The following is a 21,101-nucleotide window of genomic DNA, read 5'->3' on the forward strand; positions in this document are numbered from 1 at the left end:
GGTCTGAACCATGAGTTTGCTCAATATCGGGATGTCGGGTCTGGCCGCTGGCCAATCCTCGTTGATGACTACCGGCAATAACATTGCCAACGCCGACACCGCCGGTTACTCACGCCAGCAAACCGTGCAGAGTACCAAGGCCTCGAATCAGTTCGGCAATGTCTACATCGGCACCGGTACCACCCTGGCCGATGTGCGCCGCGTCTACAACAGCTACCTCGATGCGCAACTGCAGACCACCACCTCGCTCAACAGCGATGCGGCCGCGTATGCCGGGCAGATCAGTCCGCTCGACGCCTTGCTCTCGGACAGCGGCACCGGCCTCAATGGCGCCCTGACCAAGTTCTTCGCCTCGGTGCAGAACGTCAACGCCAAGCCGGGTGATGACGCGTCGCGTCAGCTGCTGCTCAGCGATGCCCAGGCCTTGAGCAATCGTTTCAACTCAGTGTCCAGCCAGTTGACGCAGCAGAACGCGAGCATCAACGGCAACCTGTCGAACATGGCCGATCAGGTCAACAAACTCGCCGCCACTGTGGCGCAGTTGAACCAGAAGATTTCCGAAGTTTCCAAGGCCGGCGGCATGCCGAACGAGCTGCTCGATGCGCGTAATGAAACCGTGCGTCAGCTCTCCACCTTCACCGGTGCACAGGTCATCGAGCGCGAGGGTAACCTCGACGTTTACCTGGGCAGCGGCCAGCCTCTGGTCATCGGCGGCACCGCCAGCTCCCTGTCCGTGGCGCCGAGCCTGAACGATCCTTCGCGCATGGGCATTCAGCTCAATCGCAACGGCACCACCGTCGACATCACCTCGGTCATGACCGGGGGTGAAATGGGCGGTCTGCTGCGTTATCGCAGCACCGTGCTGGACCCGGCCATGAACGAACTGGGCCGCGTGGCCCTGGTGGTCGCCGATCAGATGAACAGCCTCCAGGCCCAGGGCATCGACAAGAACGGTGCGTTTGGTTCGAACCTGTTCAACAGCATCAACAGTGCCGCGCAGATGGCCAGCCGCAGTGTCGCTACCGTCGGCAACAGCGCCGGTTCAGGCAACTTTGATGTGACCATCGCGGACAGCGGCAAGCTGACCATCAACGATTACAAGGTCACCTTCACCAGCGGCACCAACTACACCGTGTCGCGTCTGCCGGATGGCACGTCCATGGGCGCTTTCAGCACCCTGACCACGCCACCGCCGGTGATCGACGGTTTCTCGCTGAAGCTTTCCGGCGGCACCGCCGCGGCGGGCGACACGTTCAAGATCACTCCGACCCGCAACGCGGCGGAGAACATCAAGACCGAGATGACCGACAGCAAGCGTCTGGCCATCGCAGCACCGTTGAGCGCGGCCATCACGCCGGGCGGCAGCGGCACCCTGACGATCCCGGCCAGCGGTCAACCGACCCTGACCACGAAGTTTGATATTTACGATGCCGCCACCACCACGGCAATCCAGAACGGCATCAAGAATTCGACGCCAGTCAAAGTGGTATTCGGTGCGCCGTCTGCCGACGGCACCAGCCAGACTTACCAGTTGCTGGATGCCAAAGGCGTGCAGATCAGCACCGGCACCATCAAGCCAAACCAGAACAACACCCTGAGCCTGAGCATCCCTCTCAAGGATTCCGCCGGTGTGCCGATCATGGATCCGGGCCCGCCGGCCGTGCAGCGTACCGCGAACTTCGACATGACCGTGGCCGGCTCGCCGGGCACCGGCAGCGCGATCGACATCAACGTTGCGCAACCAGGCACCATGGACAACCGTAACGGCACCGCCCTGGCCGGCTTGCAAACCAAGCAGGTCGTGGACACCGGGAGCGCCAGCAAAGGCATTTCCCTGACCGACGCCTACGGCAAACTGGTCGAAGGCGTGGGCGCCAAAGCCGCTCAGGGCAAGCTCGACAGTGCCGCCACCGGCGCCATCCTGGCCAACGCCAAAGGCGCTCGCGACTCGTTGTCCGGTGTCGACCTCGATGAGGAAACCGGCAACCTGGTCAAATATCAGCAGTACTACACCGCCTCTTCGCAGATCATCAAGGCTGCGCAGGAAATCTTCAGCACACTGATCAACAGTCTTTAAGGAGTCGTAGCCCATGCGCATTTCTACCGCCCAGTTTTACGAGTCCTCTGCTGCGAACTATCAGAAGAACTTCGCCAACGTGGTCAAAAGCAGCGAAGAGGCCAGCAGCCTGATTCGCGTCAACACCGCCGCCGATGATCCGGTTGGTGCTTCGCGCCTGCTGCAATTGGGCCAACAGGCGTCGATGCTCGATCAGTACAAGGCCAACACCAACACCCTCAAGGCGACCCTGGGTCAGACCGAAGCGGTGATGACCAGCATCAACAACGTGCTGCAGCGTGCTCAGGAGCTGGCCTTGGGTGCCGGCAACGGTGGCTACACTGATGCCGACCGTCAGGCCAACGCCAAAGAGCTGGGTCAGATCGAAGAGCAGTTGCTGAGCCTGATGAACAGCAAGGACGAGAACGGCAAGTACATCTTCGCCGGTTCCAAGGGCGACACCGCGCCGTTCTCGCGCAATGACGATGGCACCTACAGCTACAACGGTGACCAGGTGACCCTCGATCTGGCGATCGGCGACACCATGTCGATGGCGACCAACAGCACTGGTTGGGAAGTGTTCCAGCAGGCGATCAACACCAGCCGTAGCCAGGTCACCATGACGGCACCGGCCGTGGATGACGGTCGCGTTGTCCTGTCCAATGGGCAGGTTTCGTCGAGCGTGACCTACAACAGCAAATTCCGTGCGGGCGAGCCGTACACCGTTGACTTCATCAGCGGCACCCAGTTGAAAATCACCGACTCGGGCGGTAACGACGTGACTGCCGAAGCCAGCCAGGGCGGTACGTTCGACCCGGCCGCCAAAGCCGGCCAGGGTGTGTCTTTCCGCGGTGTCGAGCTAACCCTTAACATCAATCTGGCAGCCGGTGACACCGCAGCTACCGTGTTGCCGGGCCACAGTTTCACCCTGGCGGCCAAGCCTGACACGTTCACCGCAACCCGCAGCCCGGGCAACCCGTCAGCGACTCAAGTGACCGGCAGCAGCATCACCAACCCGGCGGCTTACCACGCCAGTTTCCCGACCGGTTCGGCGGTGATGAAATTCACCAGCGCCACCGCATTCGATCTGTACGCGGCACCGCTGACCGCTGATAGCAAGCCTGTGTCTTCCGGCACCGTGGTAGCGGGCGTTGCGACGGCTTCGGGCGTGAGCTTCAACCTGGCCGGCACACCGGCGGCTGGCGATCAGTTCAGCGTGGCCGTCAACACTCACGAAACCCAGAACATCCTGGACACCGTGAGCCAGTTGAAAACGGCGCTGAACACGCCAACCAACGGCGATCCGATCCTGACCCAGAAGCTGCAAGCGTCGCTGGCTTCGGGCATCGGCAACCTGAAGAGCGGCAACGATCAGTTGTCCAGCGCACTGAGTTCGGTGGGCGGTCGCGGTTCGGCCCTGGATACCCAGGCCGACACCAACCAGAGCCTGGTCCTGGCCAACACCCAGACCCAATCGGCGATCCGCGATTCCGATCCGGCTTCTGTGATGACTCGTCTGACCTTGCAGCAAACCATGTTGCAGGCGTCGCAACTGGCCTTCAGCAAGATTGCTCAGCTGGGCTTGTTCAACAAGATCTGAGTCTGTGCCTGTCGAGCTGCCAACCGTCTTTTCCTAAGCGGTTCTGAAGCCTCTGCCTGAAAGGGCAGGGGCTCGCCGCTCGAGAGTTTCGCCGTGAATCAACACCCTCTAGTCAGCATCGTCATCCCCGCCTTCAACCCGCGCTTCTTCAGCCAGGCGCTGGAAAGTTCGCTCGCGCAAACGTACGAGAACATCGAAATCGTCATCTGCGACGATTCCTCCGGCGACGAGATTCGCGACATCGTCGAGTCGTTTGCCAACCCTGTGCACACCGTTCGATACCTGCGTAACCCGAAGCGTCTCGGCCTGCAAAAGAACCTGCTGCGATGTGTCGAAGCCGCGCGTGGCGAATTCATCAAAGTGCTGTGCGACGACGACCGTCTGTTCGCGCCGTGCATCGCGATGCAAGCCCAGGTGTTGATCGATCATCCCGAAGCCACCCTCGTTTGCGCCCTGCGCATGATGAGCGATACCAACAACTTCATCCTGCCGCCACGGATCGACAACTGCCGTTTTTCGCCCATTGATTCGTTGCTCAAGGGCGATGACATGCTGGCGATTTTCGAGGCTACGCCGAAGAACTTCATCGGCAACTTCAGCTCGACGCTGATGCGCCGTGCCGATGTGCTCGAGCTGTTGCCGGCGTTGATCCAGGAGGGCTCCGGCTTTGTCGCGATGCTCGATTTCGCCTTGTTCGTGTGCCTGTTGCGTCGCGGTAACCTGGCGGCGCTGAACACCGTACTGAGCACCGAGCGTCAATACCCGGAGCGCCTGAGCAAGACCCTTGAAATGACGCGGGCCGCCGTGCAGGAATGGGAATGGCTTACGCAAATGCTGACCGCACGCGGTGGCGAGTCGGCACCGGCCTCCGGTTGGGTGCGCAGCGTCGAACTGAGCAAGGCTTTTGAAGAACCGCGCAAGTGGGAAGAGTTGTGCGTGGTGCGCGTGCTGGGTAACCGCAACACCGTGGTCAACGGCCGAGTGGGCGGGAACGCTGACAGCTATGCCGATTTCTACCGCGAGTGGCTGTCGGTCCGCACCTTCAACGCGGCGGAAGCGCGGCACATGCCGGAGCGCATCAGCCGCTGGGCCATGCGTCCGAACCTGGTGCCGATCGTCATCGACACCGAATCTGACAGTGCCGGGCTGAAAGCCACGCTGGCCAGCATCGCCACTCAGCTATACGCACCGCAAGCGGTGGTGGTGTTGTCCAACGCCGACTGCGATGGCGACGATAAAGTGCTGCAGTTGCCGCTTGAGGCGAACTGGTCGCAACAGCTCAATGCCGTGGTGCCGCAGCTGGAAGGTACGCATTGGTTTTACCTGCTGCGGGCGGGTGACACGCTGCGCGAGTCGACGCTGCTGGTCCTGGCCGAACGCATTGCCAGCACGCCGGGCATGTTGTGTGCCTATAGCGATGAAGGCGCGCTGGTCGAGGGTGAGTCCGTCGACCCGGTGTTCAAGCCTGACTTCAACCTCGACCTGATGCGTTCCTACCCTTACGTCGGCCGGACCCTGGCGTTCGAGCGCCAGCGCTTTCTGGCGTCGGGTGGCTTTGATTCGACGCACGGCGAATTGGCGCCGCAGGATTTGCTCTGGCGCCTGGTGGAAGAGGCCGGGTTGCACACCATCGAGCACATCGCCGAGATTCAGGTGGAGTCGACCCAGACCTTCCCGGACTGGATGTCGTTGCCGGAGGTGATCGAGGGCAGTGAGGCATTGGTCAGTGCGCACCTGACCCGCATCGGCCTGGAACACCGGATTCGCCATGAAGAATTGCCGCTGCTCAATCGCATCGATTACCTCCACGGTCAGCGGCCGCTGGTCTCGATCATCATCGGCGCGGGCACTTCGCTGGGCGCGTTGCAGCGCTGCACCGAAAGCCTGATCGAAACCACCACGTACACCGAATACGAAATCCTGATTGTCGATGACGGTCGCGGCGATCAGGCGATGGCCGATTGGCTGGACGCCATGGCTCAGATGGGCGTGGCCATGCTGCGGGTGCTGCGTTATGCCGGCACTGGCGGTGAAGCGACCCTGGTCAACTTTGCTGCCGAGCATGCCCGGGGTGAATACCTGTTGACGCTTAGCCCGCGCAGTGTGATTTGCGCGGGCGACTGGCTCGCCGAACTGCTCAACCACGCTCAACGCCCGGAAGTCGGCGTGGTGGGGGCGCGGTTGCTCGGTCCCAACAATGCGATCGTCTCCGCCGGTTTGATTCTGGGGCTGGCCGGACCGGCCAGTTCGCCATTCCTCGGCGAGCATGTCAGTGCCCGGGGTTACATGCAGCGTCTGCAGGTGGCGCAGAACTGGAGCGCGGTCAGCAGCGATTGCCTGATGGTGCGCAAAGAGGTGTTCGACAGCCTGGGTCAGCGCGATGATGAGGCATTCAACCTTGGTCTCAGCGGCGTTGATCTGTGCCTCAAGGCGGGTCAAAACGGTTACCTGGTGGTCTGGACGCCGTTTGCCACGGTGATGATGGGCGAAGACCTGTCGCCGGCAGCCTCGCCGGCCACTGTGCAGGAGCAGGTGCTTGAGCAGGAGACTTTCTATAAAAAGTGGCTGCCGACCATTTCCCGAGACCCGGCCTACAACCCGGCGCTGACACTCGGTGTGGCGAGTTTCAGCCTGGAGCCTTCGCTGCGCAATAACTGGAATCCGTTCCGCCATCGCGACCTGCCATTGATTCTCGGCTTGCCGGTCAATGAGTCGGCGATCGGGCATTACCGTGTGACCGCGCCGCTGGCGGAGCTTGAGGCTGCTGGGCGGGTCATTTCGCGGGTGGCCTACGAGTCGCCGTCGTCTGTGGAAATCGAGCGTCTGTCGCCGGACACCATTATCTTGCAGGGGCGTTATAGCGAGGGTTCGGCGGCCGACATTCTGCGCATGAAGAAGTACTCTAATGCCCTGCGGATTTTCGAGCTGGACGATTACATTGTCAGCACGCCGAAAAAGAACAGCCATGCGCGGAACAAGCCGACCAACACCGAGCAGATGTTGCGTGACGGCATTGCCCTGTGCGACCGGGTGGTGGTGACCACTCAGGCGTTGGCTGATGTGTTGTCGAGTATGCACAGCGAAATTCGCGTGGTACCCAACATGTTGCCGCCGCAACCTTGGTTGACGCTGAGCAGTCAGCGCCGCACTTCGAAAAAGCCGCGTGTTGGCTGGGGGGGCGGTACCAGCCATACCGGTGACCTGGAGATCATTGCCGATGTGGTTCGCGAGTTGGCCAATGAGGTGGATTGGGTGTTCTTCGGTATGTGTCCGGATGCCTTGCGTCCGTACATTCATGAGTTCCATGGCACGATTGATTTGCAGAGTTATCCGTACAAGTTGGCGAGCCTGAATCTTGACCTGGCGTTGGCGCCGTTGGAGTTTCATATCTTCAACGACTGCAAGAGCAATTTGCGGTTGCTGGAATATGGGGCTTGCGGGTATCCGGTGATTTGTACTGATACCCGGGCGTATGACGGGTTCCTGCCGTGCACCAAGGTGTTGAGTAACAGCACTGAGGAGTGGTTGCAGGCGATTCGTATGCATTTGGCTGATCCGGATGCCAGTTATCGCATGGGGGATCAGTTGCGGGAGGCGGTGCATCGGGACTTTATGTTGCGCGGGGATAATTTGCAGCATTGGCTTTGGGGGTGGTTGCCGGACTGATTTTTTGGTCTGTGTGCATATCCTTCGTGTACATATCCGTTTCTGCGGTAACGGCTGCAATGGGTTCCGCCCTTACGGCGGGTCACTTTGAAAAGCGCAAAGTAACCCAACGCTTTCGCCCCTGACGTACGGTGCCTCGCCCAGGCTCGGCATGCCCTCGCTCCGGTCCTGCTCCGTGGGCCCGCCGCCATCGGCCATCCATGGCCGGGGGCGGCTACCGCGGCATCCTTGCCGCGGTGCCCACTGCGCAGAACCTCCACTCGGCCTCCCGACGGGGCAGATCAAGATCAAGAGCTGCAGGCGAGCTAACGCTCGGCCTGTTGAGTGGTGAACAGCGCGCGTACACCCCTGGAACACGTGCGCCTGGGCCGGATCAAAATCAAAAGCTGCAGGCGAGCTAACGCTCGGCCTGATGAGTGGTGAGCAGCACGCGTACACCCCCTCCCTGTAGGAGCTGTCGAGTGAAACGAGGCTGCGATCTTTTGATCTTGCCGTTGCCTTCAATCGCTCCCAGGCTCCGCGTCGCCAGCGCGCAAGACTCAAGCCTTTTGTCGATAGCTGGACGCGGAAACCGCGAAAGCAAATACAAGATCAAAAGATCGCAGCCTCGTTTCACTCGACAGCTCCTACAGAGGAGCACGTGCGCCCGGGCCGGATCAAAATCAAAAGCTGCAGGCGAGCTAACGCTCGGCCTCTTGAGTGGTAAACAGCACGCGTACACCCCCTTCCTGTAGGAGCTGTCGAGTGAAACGAGGCTGCGATCTTTTGATCTTGCCGTTGCCTTCAATCGCTCCCAGGTTCCACGTCGCCAGCGCGCAAGACTTAAGCCTTGTGTCGATAGCTGGACGCGAAAACCGCTAAAGCAGAGGCAAGATCAAAAGATCGCAGCCTCGTTTCACTCGACAGCTCCTACAGAGGAACACGTGCGCCTGGGCCGGATCAAAATCAAAAGCTGCAGGCGAGCTAACGCTCGGCCTGATGAGTGGTGAGCAGCACGCGTACACCCCCTTCCTGTAGGAGCTGTCGAGTAAAACGAGGCTGCGATCTTTTGATCTTGCCGTTGCCTTCAATCGCTCCCAGGCTCCACGTCGCCAACGCGCAAGACTTAAGCCTTGTGTCGATAGCTGGACGCGAAAACCGCTGAAACAGAGGCAACGTCAAAAGATCGCAGCCTCGTTTCACTCGACAGCTCCTACAGAGGAACACGTGCGCCTGGGCCGGATCAAAATCAAAAGCTGCAGGCGAGCTAACGCTCGGCCTGTTGAGTGGTAATCAGCGCGCGTACACCCCCTTCCTGTAGGAGCTGTCGAGTAAAACGAGGCTGCGATCTTTTGATCTTGCCGTTGCCTTCAATCGCTCCCTGGCTCCACGTCGCCAACGCGCAAGACTCAAGCCTTGTGTCGATAGCTGGACGCGAAAACCGCTAAAGCAGAGGCAAGATCAAAAGATCGCAGCCTCGTTTCACTCGACAGCTCCTACAGAGGAACACGTGCGCCTGGGCCGGATCAAAATCAAAAGCTGCAGGCGAGCTAACGCTCGGCCTCTTGAGTGGTAAACAGCGCGCGTACACCCCCTTCCTGTAGGAGCTGTCGAGTGAAACGAGGCTGCGATCTTTTGATCTTTCTATTGCCTTCAATCGCTCCCAGGTTCCACGTCGCCAACGCGCAAGACTTAAGCCTTGTGTCGATAGCTGAATGCGGAAACCGCGAAAGCAAAGGCAAGATCAAAAGATCGCAGCCTCGTTTCACTCGACAGCTCCTACAGAGGAACACGTGCATTGGAGTGAATACGTGCGCTGAGCCAGGCCGGCCGGTAGGCCGCCTCGCGGTGCTGTGGCGGTAGTCGCCGCCTCGAGAGGCCGAGTGGAGGTTCTGCGGAGTGGGCAACCCGGCATGGATGCCGGGTTAGCCGCCCCCGGCCATGGATGGCCGATGGCGGCGGGCCCACGGAGCAGGACCGGAGCGAGGGCATGCCGAGCCACAGCGAGGCACCGAACGTCAGGGGCAAGAGCCCTTGGTTACTTGGGGCTTTTCCAAGTGACCCGCTGTAAGAGCGGAACCCTAAGTGGCCGTTACCGAGAAAACGGATATACACACAGACCCCGGGTTAACCCCCGCCCCTAAAAACTCTCCAAACCCCACCAGTCGCCGACCTCAGACAATTGGCTCACTTCCTGCAAGTCCCCCGCATATCGCCATAAAACCTTCACCTCAAAACGCGTGAAGGCCCCAGTGGCTGCGGGTAAATGATGTGCATCTGACGGTTCGCCAACCCTCGCGGGGGTGGCAGGGCCGCGCGAAGAGCAAGAGGACAGCGATGAAGGCAGTAATTCTGGCAGGTGGTCTCGGTACGCGGATCAGCGAAGAGTCGCACCTCAAGCCCAAGCCAATGATCGAAATCGGCGGCAAGCCAATTCTTTGGCACATTATGAAACAGTACTCCGCCCATGGGATTCATGACTTCGTGATCTGCCTTGGCTACAAGGGCTACGCGATCAAGGATTTCTTCGCCAACTACTTCCTGCATACTTCCGACGTCACCTTCGACATGTGCAACAACCGCATGGACGTTCACCAGAACTACAGCGAACCGTGGCGCGTGACCCTGATCGACACAGGCGAAGACACCATGACCGGTGGCCGCCTGCGTCGCGCCGCCCGTTACCTGGAAGGCGAAGAAGCGTTCTGCTTCACCTACGGCGACGGCGTCTCGGACCTCAACATTGGCGCGTTGGTGGACTTCCACCTGACCCACGGCAAGCTCGCAACCGTGACCGCCGTGCAACCACCGGGCCGCTACGGCGCCCTGGAGCGCGACGGTGACAGCGTCAAAGGCTTCATTGAAAAACCACGCGGTGACGGCGGCTGGATCAATGGCGGGTTCTTCGTGCTCTCGCCCAAAGTGCTGCCCTACATCGCCGACGATCAAACCTCCTGGGAAGCCGAGCCACTGGCCGCGCTGGCCAGCGAACAGCAACTGCAAGCCTTCCAGCACGACGGTTTCTGGCATCCGATGGACACCCTGCGCGACAAAAACCACCTTGAGCAGTTGTGGCTGAGCGGGGAGGCCCCATGGAAACAATGGGACTGAGCCCGGAGTTCTGGCGCGGCAAGCGGGTTCTGCTGACCGGCCATACCGGCTTCAAAGGCAGCTGGCTGACGTTGTGGCTGCAAAGCCTCGGCGCCGAAGTCAGCGGTTTTTCGCTGGACCCTTCTACCGAGCCGAGCCTGTTCGAACTGGCGCGCGTGCACGAAGGCATTAACGATCAGCGTGGTGACCTGCGTGACCTCGGCGCGTTGCTGGAGCTGATCGCCGAGACCCAGCCGGAAATCGTCCTGCACCTGGCGGCCCAGCCGCTGGTGCGCGAAGGTTATCGCGACCCGCTGGGGACTTACTCCAGCAACGTCATGGGCACCCTCAACCTGCTCGAAGCGATCCGCCAGATCGGCGGCGTGCGCGCCTGCGTGCTGGTGACCACCGACAAGGTCTACGCCAACCAGGAATGGCTGTGGCCGTACCGTGAAAACGAAGCCCTCGGCGGACACGATCCTTACAGCAGCAGCAAAGCCTGCTGCGAGTTGCTGGCGCAGTCTTACGCCGCTTCGTTCTTTCCGGCCGACAAGCATGCCGAACACGGTCTGGCCCTGGCCACGGCGCGTGCCGGCAACGTGTTGGGCGGAGGGGACTTTGCACCAGAGCGCTTGATTCCAGATGTACTCAAAGCCTGGTCCGCCGACGAACCCGTGACCTTGCGCTACCCGCAAGCCGTACGCCCTTGGCAGCACGCGCTGGAGCCGCTGGCCGGTTACCTGCAACTGGCCGCCGGCCTCTATGAACAAGGTCCGGAGTTTGCCGGTGCGTGGAACTTCGGCCCGAGCGAAGCGGACATGTGCAGCGTCGGCGAAGTCGTCGAATTGCTTGCCAGCCGCTGGCCACAAGCGCGCGGTTTACGCATCGAGCCGAGTGATTTGCATGAGGCCGGTCTGCTGCGTCTGGACAGCAGCCGCGCCCGTCAACTGTTGGCCTGGCAACCGCGATGGTCGTTGCAGCAGTGCCTGACCCAGACCCTCGACTGGCACCTGGCCTGGCAAAACGGCGACGACATGCGCGCCATCACCCTGGGCCAGTTGAACCTGTACCGAGGCGCGCTGTGAGCGAGTTTCTGTTGAAAGCATTGCCGCTCGCCGGGTTGTTCAGCGTGCAGCACAAACGCTTCGAAGATGAGCGCGGGCACTTTGCGCGGCTGTTCTGTGAAGGCAGCCTCAGTGCCTTCGGCGAGCCGTTCCATATCCGCCAGATCAACCATTCCTGCACCCGCGAACGCGGCAGTGTGCGCGGTCTGCATTACCAGAACGCCAGTGCGCCGGAAGCCAAGTTGATCACCTGCCTGCGCGGTGAAGTCTGGGATGTGGCGGTGGATTTGCGCCCCGACTCCGAGACCTTCCTGCACTGGCACGCCGAACACCTGCGCGCCGGCGACGGTCGCAGCCTGTTGATCCCGGCCGGTTTTGCCCATGGCTTCCAGACCCTGACCGACGACGCCGAATTGCTCTACCTGCACAGCGCCGACTACACGCCTGCGCACGAGGGTGGTTTGAGTGTAAATGATCCACGGCTGGCGATTGCCTGGCCGTTGCCTGTCAATAATCTGTCGGCACGGGATTCCAGCCATCCCTTGCTCGATGAACGCTTCGCTGGAGTACGTGTATGAACTGCCGTGGTTGCGGGACTTCTCTGGCCTTGCCGCTGATCGATCTGGGCACCTCGCCGCCGTCCAACGCTTATGTGCGCGCCGATCAGCTGGAGCAGGCCGAGCAATGGGTGCCGCTTAAAGTGGCGGTGTGTCAGCAGTGCTGGCTGGTGCAGACCGAGGATTACACCAGCGCCGACAGCCTGTTCGATGCCGAGTACGCGTATTTCAGTTCGTTCTCCAGCACCTGGCTGGCCCATGCCGATCAGTATGTGGCCGAGATGGTCGAGCGCTTCGGCCTGACCGCCGACAGCCGCGTGGTGGAAATCGCCGCCAACGACGGTTACCTGTTGCAGTACGTGGCCGGGCGCGGCATTCCTTGCCTGGGCGTCGAGCCGACCCGCAGCACCGCGCAAGCGGCGCGGGAAAAAGGCCTGGAGATCCGTGAGCTGTTCTTCGGTCGCGACACGGCTTCGCAGTTGATTGCTGACGGTTGGTCCGCCGACCTCATGGCGGCCAATAACGTGTTGGCCCACGTGCCGGACATCAATGATTTCCTCGGTGGTTTCGCGACATTGCTGAAGCCGACCGGCGTGGCGACGTTCGAGTTTCCGCAATTGCTGACGCTGATGGCCGGGCAGCAGTTCGACACGCTGTATCACGAGCACTATTCCTACCTGTCGCTGACCGCGGTGCAGACGTTGTGCGAGCGCAACGGTCTGGAAGTGTTCGACGTCAGTCAGCTGTCGACTCACGGCGGATCGCTGCGGGTCTTCGTCCAGCGTGCCGACGGTGTGCGTCGCGAGGTGCAGCCAGCCGTTGCCCAGCAGCTGCGAGCCGAACTCGCCGCCGGGGTGAAAACCCCCGAGTACTACGCGACCCTCGCGCCCGCCGCCGAGTGCATCAAGCACGAGTTGCTGCGTTTCCTGTTGCAGGCGAAAGCTGACGGCAAGCGCGTGGTCGGTTACGGCGCTGCGGCCAAGGGCAACACTTTGCTCAACTACGCAGGCGTCAAACCGGACCTGCTGGCCTGGGTGGCTGACGCGAATCCGCACAAGCAGGGCAAGTACCTGCCGGGCAGTCGCATCCCGATTGTGTCGCCGGCGCAGATCGATCTGGAAAAACCCGATTACGTCCTGGTGCTGCCATGGAACCTGTTGCACGAAGTCAGTCAGCAACTGGCCCGGGTGCGCGAGTGGGACGGCCGCTTTGTCATCGCCGTGCCTGAGTTGACCGTCCTGTGAAGGTCCTGGTCACCGGGGCGACCGGGTTCGTCGGTCGCCATCTGGTCGCTGCTTTGCTCGCCCGTGGCTGTGAAGTCCGCGCCGTGGCACGCAACGCCGAGACAGCGGCGAACATGCCGTGGATCAATGCCGTGGAGTTCATCGCGGCGGATATTCACGCCGCCGATGTGAACATCGCCGCGCTGACCGATGGCATCGACATCTTGGCGCACCTGGCTTGGCCAGGGTTGCCGAACTATCAGGCGCTGTTTCACTTCGAGCATAACCTGATGGCCGATTACCGGTTCATCAAGGGCGCGGTCGAGGCGGGCGTTGCGCAAGTGCTGGTCACCGGGACCTGTTTTGAATACGGCTTGCAGAGCGGACCGCTCAGCGAACAGACCGCGCCACAGCCGAGCAATCCTTATGGCCTGGCAAAGAACTCCCTGCGCCTGTTCCTCGAAAACCTGCAGCGGGTTCAGCCGTTCACCCTGCAATGGGCGCGGTTGTTCTACCTGCACGGCGAGGGGCAAAACCCGAACAGTTTGCTGGCGGCACTGGACAGGGCCATCGATGCCGGCGACGACCGTTTCAACATGTCGGCCGGTGAACAGCTGCGCGATTACCTGGCGATCGAGACGGCCGCCGGTTACCTCGCCGCCATCGTGCAACAGCGTGATTTCGACGGCGTGATCAATTGTTCCAGCGGCCAACCGGTTTCGGTGCGGGCGCTGGTCGAGCAGCGACTGCGCGAACGTGGCGCTGCAATCCGTCTGAACCTCGGTCACTACCCATACCCGACCCACGAGCCAATGGCGTTCTGGGGCGTGGCGGACCGTTTGCAACAGCTACTGGGAGCAGAGCATGAGGCATGAGTTGTATCGGGTCGCCGACCTGCCGGTGTTGCAGAACCGCACCTTTGCCGACCCTGCGTCGGCGAAAGCGTCGGCGTGCGCCGACATGGTCCTGGTGCAGGACGAAAAGAGCGGGTTGATCTTCAACCAGGCCTTCGATGCCGACAAGCTCAGCTACGACGCTGACTACCAGAACGAGCAGGCGCACTCGGGTCAGTTCCAGAAGCACCTGAGCGATGTCGAAGGCATCATTGCCCGTCACTTCAAGGGTCAGGAACTGATCGAAGTCGGTTGCGGCAAAGGCTATTTCCTGGAGCTGCTGAAAAGCCTGGGCTATGCCATCACCGGCATCGACCCGGCCTACGAAGGCAACAACGCCGATGTGATCAAGGCGCCGTTCACCCGCGGCCTCGGCCTGGCGGCGGACGCCATTGTGCTGCGCCATGTGCTGGAACACATTCAGGACCCGGTGAGTTTCCTCGCCGAAATGGCCGACGCCAATCAGGGCGGGCAGATCTACATCGAAGTGCCGTGCTTCGACTGGATCCTGGAGCACCGCGCATGGTTCGACCTGTTCTACGAGCACGTCAATTACTTCCGCCTCGATGACCTGCGCCGGATGTTCGGCACGGTGCACGAGGCCGGTCATCTGTTCGGTGGCCAATACCTGTACATCGTGGCGGACCTGGCGACCTTGCGCCTGACCCCCGAACAACCGGTGCCGCGCCTTGAGTTGCCGCAAGGTTTCACCAGCAGCCTCGAGCGCGCGGTGCAGATCATTCAAGCAGCCCCCGAGCAGGGTTCGGCGATCTGGGGCGCGTCGTCCAAAGGCGTGATCTATTCGCTGTTCCTGCAACGGGCCGGCGTGGCGGTGGATCGCGTGGTGGATATCAACCCGGCCAAACAGGGCCGATATCTACCGCTTAGCGGCGTGCGTGTGTCCTCGCCGCAAGAGGCCATGGATGCGTTGCCCGAAGGCGCCAACCTGTTTGTGATGAACTCCAACTACCTCGAAGAAATCAAGCGGATGACCGATGGACGCTACGTCTATCACGCCGTCGACAGCGCTTCGTTCCAGTGACTATTGAGATTAGAAAAATGACTGACAACACCATCAATACAGCCTTCGAAGCCGAATGCCAGGCAGAAATCGCAGCCCAGGGTGACGACCAGAAACTCACCGGTCTGGCCCAGGATTTCTTCAACCAGTCGGCGAAGCACAAGTACAGCTACCACTTCTCGTGGATGGGCCGTCCGATCATTCAGTTGCCGCAAGACATGATGGCGATGCAGGAAATCATCTGGCAGGTCAAACCTGACCTGGTGATCGAATGCGGCATCGCCCACGGCGGTTCGATCATCTACTACGCATCCTTGCTGGAGCTGCAAGGCCACGGTGAAGTGCTGGGCATCGACCTCGACATTCGCCCGCACAACCGCGAAGCCATCGAAAGCCACCCGATGAGCAAGCGCATCAAAATGATCGAAGGGTCGAGCATCGACGCCGCCATCGCTGCACAAGTGCGCGCTGCGGCCGAAGGCAAAAAAGTCATTCTGGTGCTGGATTCGAACCACACCCACGACCACGTGCTGGAAGAGCTGCGCCTTTACGCCCCGCTGGTGTCGGTCGACAGCTACTGCGTGGTGATGGACACCGTGGTTGAAGACATGCCGGCCGATTTCTTCCCGGACCGTCCATGGGGCCCGGGCGACAACCCGAAGACTGCCGTGTGGAAATACCTGGAAGAAAACGCTGACTTCGAGATCGACCGTCAGTTGCAGAACAAGCTGCTGATCACCGTGGCGCCGGACGGCTATCTGCGTCGCGTTCGTTAATCATTATTGAATCTGGGTTCTCGGCGCTTGGCCGGTTGTGGGGATAGAGATATGCGCGTTAAAAACACTGCTCGTAACGATGTGGCATCGCTGAAAGAACGGTTGACGGTGGTGGTGATTTCCCACAACCGCAACGCCTACCTGCGACGCACCTTGCAGTATTACAGCAGCTATCCCTGCACGATCCTGGTCCTGGACTCTTCGCTGAAAAGCGACGACGACATCACCCGCGATTACCCGATGGTCGATTACCGGCACCTGCCGCAGTTCACTTACACCGGGCTGCAGGAAAAACTCGCCTATGGCGTGAACCAGGTGACCACGCCGTACATGGTGCTGGCGGCCGATGACGATTTCCTGATTCACGATGCGGTCACCGAGTCGCTGGAATTCCTCGAAGACAACGCCGACTACGGCATGGCCCACGGCTACGGAATCATGTACCTGGCACGCGCCACGGAAGTGAATTACTTCCGTCGTGATCGCAAGGGACCTGAAGATTATTGCTCCGATAAAGCCGAGGAGCGCCTGACGCAATTCATGGGGCACTTCCTGCCGCCGTTCTACGCGGTCAGCCGCACCGAGCTGCTGCAAGACTGGCACAACGCGCTGCTGCCGGGCACCAGCTTCGAATGGCAGGAAATCGGCCACGCCTATTACATGCTCGCTCGGGCCAAGGCGCGGATCTTGCCGATCCCGTTCGCCGTGCGGGAAATCCCTTACGGGGCCTCGGAGCACAACACCAACGTGCTGACGGTGTTGACGCTCAAGGACGCGAAAACCGTAGCCGACCGCGAGCGCTTCGCCGAGTTTCTGGCCTCGTTGCCGACCGGCATGAGCCACAAGACCCTGGCCGAGGGCAAGCAAGTGGCGCTGGACAGTTTCGCCACCATGGCCGACTGCCTGAACAACATGCGTTCGTTGAAAGGCACGCTGATTTTCACCTCGGCGTGGCTGGAGTCCGGCAAAGAGCCGGTGCGTACGTTCAACACCGAGCAGTTTGTCGAAATGCCGTTCTACAACCAGCCGGTGTTCGACCTGCTGACCGAATTCGAATTCCTCCTGCACACCATGCCCGCCGGCAAATTGCAGCTCCAGGAACTGGAAGGCATCTTGCTCAAGCAGCATGAGCTGATGCGCGTTCATCCCAACGACAACGACCGCACTCTGCGTGCCCGTTTGTGGGAAGCGCTTAGCCTCTATGCGTTCAACCGCACCGTGGTTACGCGTCTGGCGGAGTCGTTGCAGGGCACCGAAGATGAGGAAGAGGGCGTCAAGCTGCAAGCCTGGGCCAAGCGTCTGGCGTCGGTGCCGAAGCAGGACGAACAATCGTTGTTCGAGAACATGCCGTCCGGTCGCCTGCTGAACTGGATCGAAGCGCGCAATCCTGAGGAAAAACAGCTCAAGTCGATTGCGGCGCACCTGGCCAAACACAACGGCGGTCCACAATTCGGCATCCTGCTGCTGGACCTGGACGCCGACATGGTCAAGTTGCAGACCACCTTCGACAGCCTGGTCAGTGGTCACTGCAAGGCGTTCAAACTGGTGGTGTTCACCACCGGCGATTTGCCGGCGACCACCACGCCGCGTGACACCGTGCACTTCGTCAAAGTCACCGCCACCAACTACATCGAACGCATCAATCAGAGCGTCGCTCAGTCCACCGTCGATTGGCTGGTGCTGGCCGAAGCGGGCGATCAATTCACCGCCAGCGGCTTGCTGCGTGCCAGCCTCGAATTGCTCGGCGCCGAAGGCGTGCGAGCGGTGGCCATGGACGAAATCCAGCGTCAGGAAAACGGTTCCCTGAGCGATGTGTTCCGTCCGGGCGTCAACCTTGATCTGCTGCAAACCGTGCCGTCGATGATGGCCCGTCACTGGTTGATCCAGCGTGACGTATGGGTCGAGGCGGGTGGTTATTCGACTGAATACGCGTCGGCACTGGAGTTCGATCTGGTGTTGCGTCTGATCGAAGACGGCGGCTTGGGTGGCCTTGCACATCTGGCCGAGCCGCTGCTGATCTGTAACGCACCGTCCGCCGAGGAAAATCCTCACGAACGCCAGACCCTGACCCGTTCCCTGACGGCCCGCGGTTATCGCGGCCAGGTCAGCTCCGAGCTGCCGCAAACCTGGCAGATCGACTACCAGCACGCCGCGCGGCCAAAGGTCTCGATCATCCTGCACAGCCAGGACAATCTGAAGTCGCTGCAACGCGCCGTGGTCAGCGTGCTGCAACGCACCCGTTATCAGCAGCACGAAATCCTGATTACCGATAACCACAGCCAGTCCGAAGAACTCGCCACCTGGCTGGCCAGCCTGGAAGGCAAGAGCGATCGCCTGCGCATCCTGCGTACCGGCGAGCGTCTGAGCGCCTCGACGTTGCATAACTTTGCCGTGCGCGAGGCCAAGGGTGCTTACGTGGTGCTGATGTCGGCCGAGGTCGAAGTGGTCAACTCCAACTGGCTCGACAGCCTGCTCAACCAGGCCCAGCGTCCGGAAGTCGGGATTGTCGGCGCCAAGCTGATGGACTTCCGTGGTGTCACCACGCAAGCCGGCCTGGTACTGGGCCTCAACGGTGTGCTGGGCTCGGTGTTTATCGGTGAGCGCAAAGATGCCAAAGGCTACATGAACAGTCACCAGGTGGAGCAGAACTACTCGGCGCTGTCCGGGGCTTGCATGATGGTTCGCAAAGACCTGTATGAAGCGGTCGGTGGTCTGGACGAAGAGCATTTCGACGAAGCCTTCGCAGACATCGACCTGTGCCTGAAAGTCGCCGACGCCGGTTACCTGATCGTCTGGTGCCCTCAAGCGCAAATGCTGCACCCGGGCCTGTTGCCTGATGCGCCGCAGACCGCAGCGGCCCTGCAAGACAAGTGGCAAGCGCGTTTCACCCAAGATTCGGCTTACAACCAGAACCTGGCCTTGACCGGCAAGGGCTTTACCCTCGGCGACGCTTCCAGTGTGAACTGGGCGCAGTTGCTTGCTTAAGCCTGCTGACAGGTAAAAGGACTCAAGGCATGTTCAACGGTAAATCGATTTTCATCTCCGGCGGTACCGGTTCCTTCGGGCGCAATTTCATCCGCCGCCTGCTGGAGCAATACCAGCCTAAACGGGTGGTGGTGTTCTCGCGCGACGAACTCAAGCAGTACGAGATGCAGCAGACGTTCAACGCGCCGTGCATGCGCTACTTCCTGGGCGATGTGCGTGATGCCGATCGTTTGCGTCAGGCCATGCGCGGCATCGATTACGTGGTGCATGCCGCTGCTCTGAAACAAGTACCGGCGGCTGAGTACAACCCGACTGAATGCATCCGCACCAACGTCAACGGCGCGGAAAATATCATTGCAGCGGCGATCGATAACGGCGTGAAAAAAGTCGTCGCGTTGTCCACCGACAAAGCGGCCAGCCCGATCAACCTGTACGGCGCCACCAAGCTGTTGTCGGACAAACTGTTCGTGGCTGCCAACAACATTGCCGGCGAACAGCAAACGCGATTTGCCGTGGTCCGCTACGGCAACGTGGCGGGTTCACGCGGCTCTGTCGTGCCGTTCTTCAGCAAGTTGATCAACGAAGGCGCAACAGAATTGCCGATCACCGATGAGCGCATGACGCGCTTCTGGATCACCCTCGATCACGGCGTGCAGTTCGTACTCGACAGCTTCGCTCGCATGCACGGTGGCGAAGTATTCGTGCCGAAGATTCCATCGATCCGCATTGTCGATCTGGCGCTGGGCATGGCTGAACACTTGCCGCACAAGAACGTCGGCATTCGTCCTGGCGAAAAACTCCATGAGCTGATGGTGCCGCTGGACGATGCGCGCATGACCCTGGAGTTCGCCGATCACTACACCATTCAGCCGTCGATTCGCTTCACCAGCGTCGACGTGGATTTTGCCGTTGATAACCTGGGCGAGCAGGGCCGGCCTGTGGGTGAAGACTTCGAGTACCGCTCCGACACCAACCCGCACTTCTTGTCAGTGGGCCAGATCGCCGACCTGCACGCAGGGTTGCCGGCATGATTCCTTACGGTCGGCAAAGCCTCGATCAGGCAGACATCGATGCGGTGGTTGCCGTGTTGCAGTCCGACTGGTTGACCCAAGGGCCGACCATCGAGCGTTTTGAACAGGCCATGGCGGAGCGTTGCCAGGCCCATTTCGCGGTGGCGGTGTGCAACGCCACGGCTGCGCTGCACATCGCTTGCCTGGCCGCGGGACTTGGACCGGGCGACCGCTTGTGGACCACGCCGAACACCTTTCTGGCCTCCGCCAATTGCGGTCGCTACTGCGGCGCCGAGGTGGATTTCGTCGACATCGATCCGCTGACCTGGAACCTCGATGCCTACGCGCTGGAATCAAAACTTGAAGCCGCCGAATGTGACGGGACGCTGCCAAAGGTAGTGGTGGCCGTGGCGTTTTCGGGCCAAAGCTGCGACATGCGCAAGATTGCCGAACTGGCCGAGCGTTATGGCTTCACGGTCATCGAAGATGCCTCCCACGCGGTGGGTGCCTCCTATGCCGGACGCCCTGTGGGGTGCGGCGAATTCGCGGCAATGACGGTATTCAGTTTTCATCCGGTGAAGATCATCACCAGCGCCGAGGGCGGCATGGTCCTGACCAATCGTGCAGACCTGGCTGAGCGCTTGCAGCGCTTGCGCAGCCACGGCATGACCCGCGATCCGCAGCAGATGACCGAGCCCAGCCACGGTCCCTGGTACTACCAGCAAGTCGAACTCGGCTTCAATTACCGGATAACAGACCTGCAAGCGGCGCTCGGGTTGTCACAGCTGAACAAGCTCGACGATTTCATTGAGCGCCGTCGTGAACTGGCGGCGCGTTACGAGCGGTTGTTGGCCTACTTGCCGCTGATGCTGCCCAGTGCGCAACCCGAGGCGGAGTCAGCGTGGCACCTGTATGTGGTGCGGTTGCAGGTCGAGCGGATCAACCTCAGCCATCGGCAAGTGTTCGAACGCTTGCGAGCAGCGGGTGTCGGTGTGAACCTGCACTACATTCCGGTGCACCTGCAGCCGTACTATCGCGACCTGGGTTTTGCCGAAGGTGATTTCCCGCAAGCCGAGCGTTATTACGCCGAGGCGATCAGCCTGCCGCTGTTTCCCTTGTTGACCGATGAGCAACAGGATTATGTGGTCGAGCAACTGCGGCGGCTGGTTCTAGAGGAGTAG

The 21,101-nt window shown here is 60.8% G+C and carries 13 protein-coding genes; all 13 read left to right on the forward strand.

Translation table 11 applies throughout. The features are described from left to right. Window positions 1-10: 10 nt before the first annotated feature. The gene (gene flgK, locus ACA049_RS08020; RefSeq protein ID WP_497334500.1) at window positions 11-2,077 is read left to right on the forward strand and encodes a flagellar hook-associated protein FlgK; all 2,067 of its coding nucleotides are present in this window, start codon (window positions 11-13) and stop codon (window positions 2,075-2,077) included. Between the two features lie 13 nt (window positions 2,078-2,090). After that, window positions 2,091-3,656: a flagellar hook-associated protein 3 gene (locus tag ACA049_RS08025; protein ID WP_497334502.1), complete on the forward strand. Its 1,566-nt coding sequence runs from the start codon at window positions 2,091-2,093 to the stop codon at window positions 3,654-3,656. 93 nt (window positions 3,657-3,749) lie between these two features. After that, the gene (locus ACA049_RS08030) at window positions 3,750-7,322 is read left to right on the forward strand and encodes a glycosyltransferase (protein WP_497334504.1); all 3,573 of its coding nucleotides are present in this window, start codon (window positions 3,750-3,752) and stop codon (window positions 7,320-7,322) included. 2,316 nt (window positions 7,323-9,638) lie between these two features. Then, the gene (gene rfbF, locus ACA049_RS08035) at window positions 9,639-10,412 is read left to right on the forward strand and encodes a glucose-1-phosphate cytidylyltransferase (protein ID WP_461957774.1); all 774 of its coding nucleotides are present in this window, start codon (window positions 9,639-9,641) and stop codon (window positions 10,410-10,412) included. Continuing rightward, window positions 10,394-11,476 (forward strand): CDP-glucose 4,6-dehydratase, encoded by a 1,083-nt coding sequence (rfbG, locus tag ACA049_RS08040; protein ID WP_497334506.1) that lies wholly within the window; start codon window positions 10,394-10,396, stop codon window positions 11,474-11,476. Before rfbF ends, rfbG begins: the two co-directional genes overlap by 19 nt. After that, complete coding sequence (locus ACA049_RS08045; RefSeq protein WP_497334508.1) at window positions 11,473-12,033, forward strand: dTDP-4-dehydrorhamnose 3,5-epimerase family protein; 561 nt, start codon at window positions 11,473-11,475, stop codon at window positions 12,031-12,033. The genes rfbG and ACA049_RS08045 overlap by 4 nt, the downstream gene beginning before the upstream one ends. Next, on the forward strand, window positions 12,030-13,256 hold the full coding sequence (locus ACA049_RS08050) for a methyltransferase domain-containing protein (RefSeq protein WP_497334510.1): 1,227 nt from the start codon (window positions 12,030-12,032) through the stop codon (window positions 13,254-13,256). Before ACA049_RS08045 ends, ACA049_RS08050 begins: the two co-directional genes overlap by 4 nt. Next, entirely contained in the window at window positions 13,253-14,110 is an 858-nt protein-coding gene (locus tag ACA049_RS08055) for an NAD-dependent epimerase/dehydratase family protein (RefSeq protein ID WP_497334512.1), read from the forward strand. Before ACA049_RS08050 ends, ACA049_RS08055 begins: the two co-directional genes overlap by 4 nt. Then, on the forward strand, window positions 14,100-15,170 hold the full coding sequence (locus ACA049_RS08060) for a class I SAM-dependent methyltransferase (protein ID WP_497309166.1): 1,071 nt from the start codon (window positions 14,100-14,102) through the stop codon (window positions 15,168-15,170). The genes ACA049_RS08055 and ACA049_RS08060 overlap by 11 nt, the downstream gene beginning before the upstream one ends. Before the next feature lie 17 nt (window positions 15,171-15,187). Next, window positions 15,188-15,925, forward strand: coding sequence for a cephalosporin hydroxylase family protein (locus tag ACA049_RS08065; RefSeq protein ID WP_497334514.1), 738 nt, complete (start codon window positions 15,188-15,190; stop codon window positions 15,923-15,925). 51 nt (window positions 15,926-15,976) lie between these two features. After that, complete coding sequence (locus ACA049_RS08070; protein WP_497334516.1) at window positions 15,977-18,910, forward strand: TIGR00180 family glycosyltransferase; 2,934 nt, start codon at window positions 15,977-15,979, stop codon at window positions 18,908-18,910. Window positions 18,911-18,939: 29 nt separating this feature from the next. After that, the gene (pseB, locus tag ACA049_RS08075; RefSeq protein WP_497334518.1) at window positions 18,940-19,941 is read left to right on the forward strand and encodes a UDP-N-acetylglucosamine 4,6-dehydratase (inverting); all 1,002 of its coding nucleotides are present in this window, start codon (window positions 18,940-18,942) and stop codon (window positions 19,939-19,941) included. Beyond that, window positions 19,938-21,101: a UDP-4-amino-4,6-dideoxy-N-acetyl-beta-L-altrosamine transaminase gene (gene pseC / locus ACA049_RS08080; RefSeq protein WP_497334520.1), complete on the forward strand. Its 1,164-nt coding sequence runs from the start codon at window positions 19,938-19,940 to the stop codon at window positions 21,099-21,101. Before pseB ends, pseC begins: the two co-directional genes overlap by 4 nt.

This window comes from Pseudomonas sp. LBUM1662, from assembly GCF_059695915.1.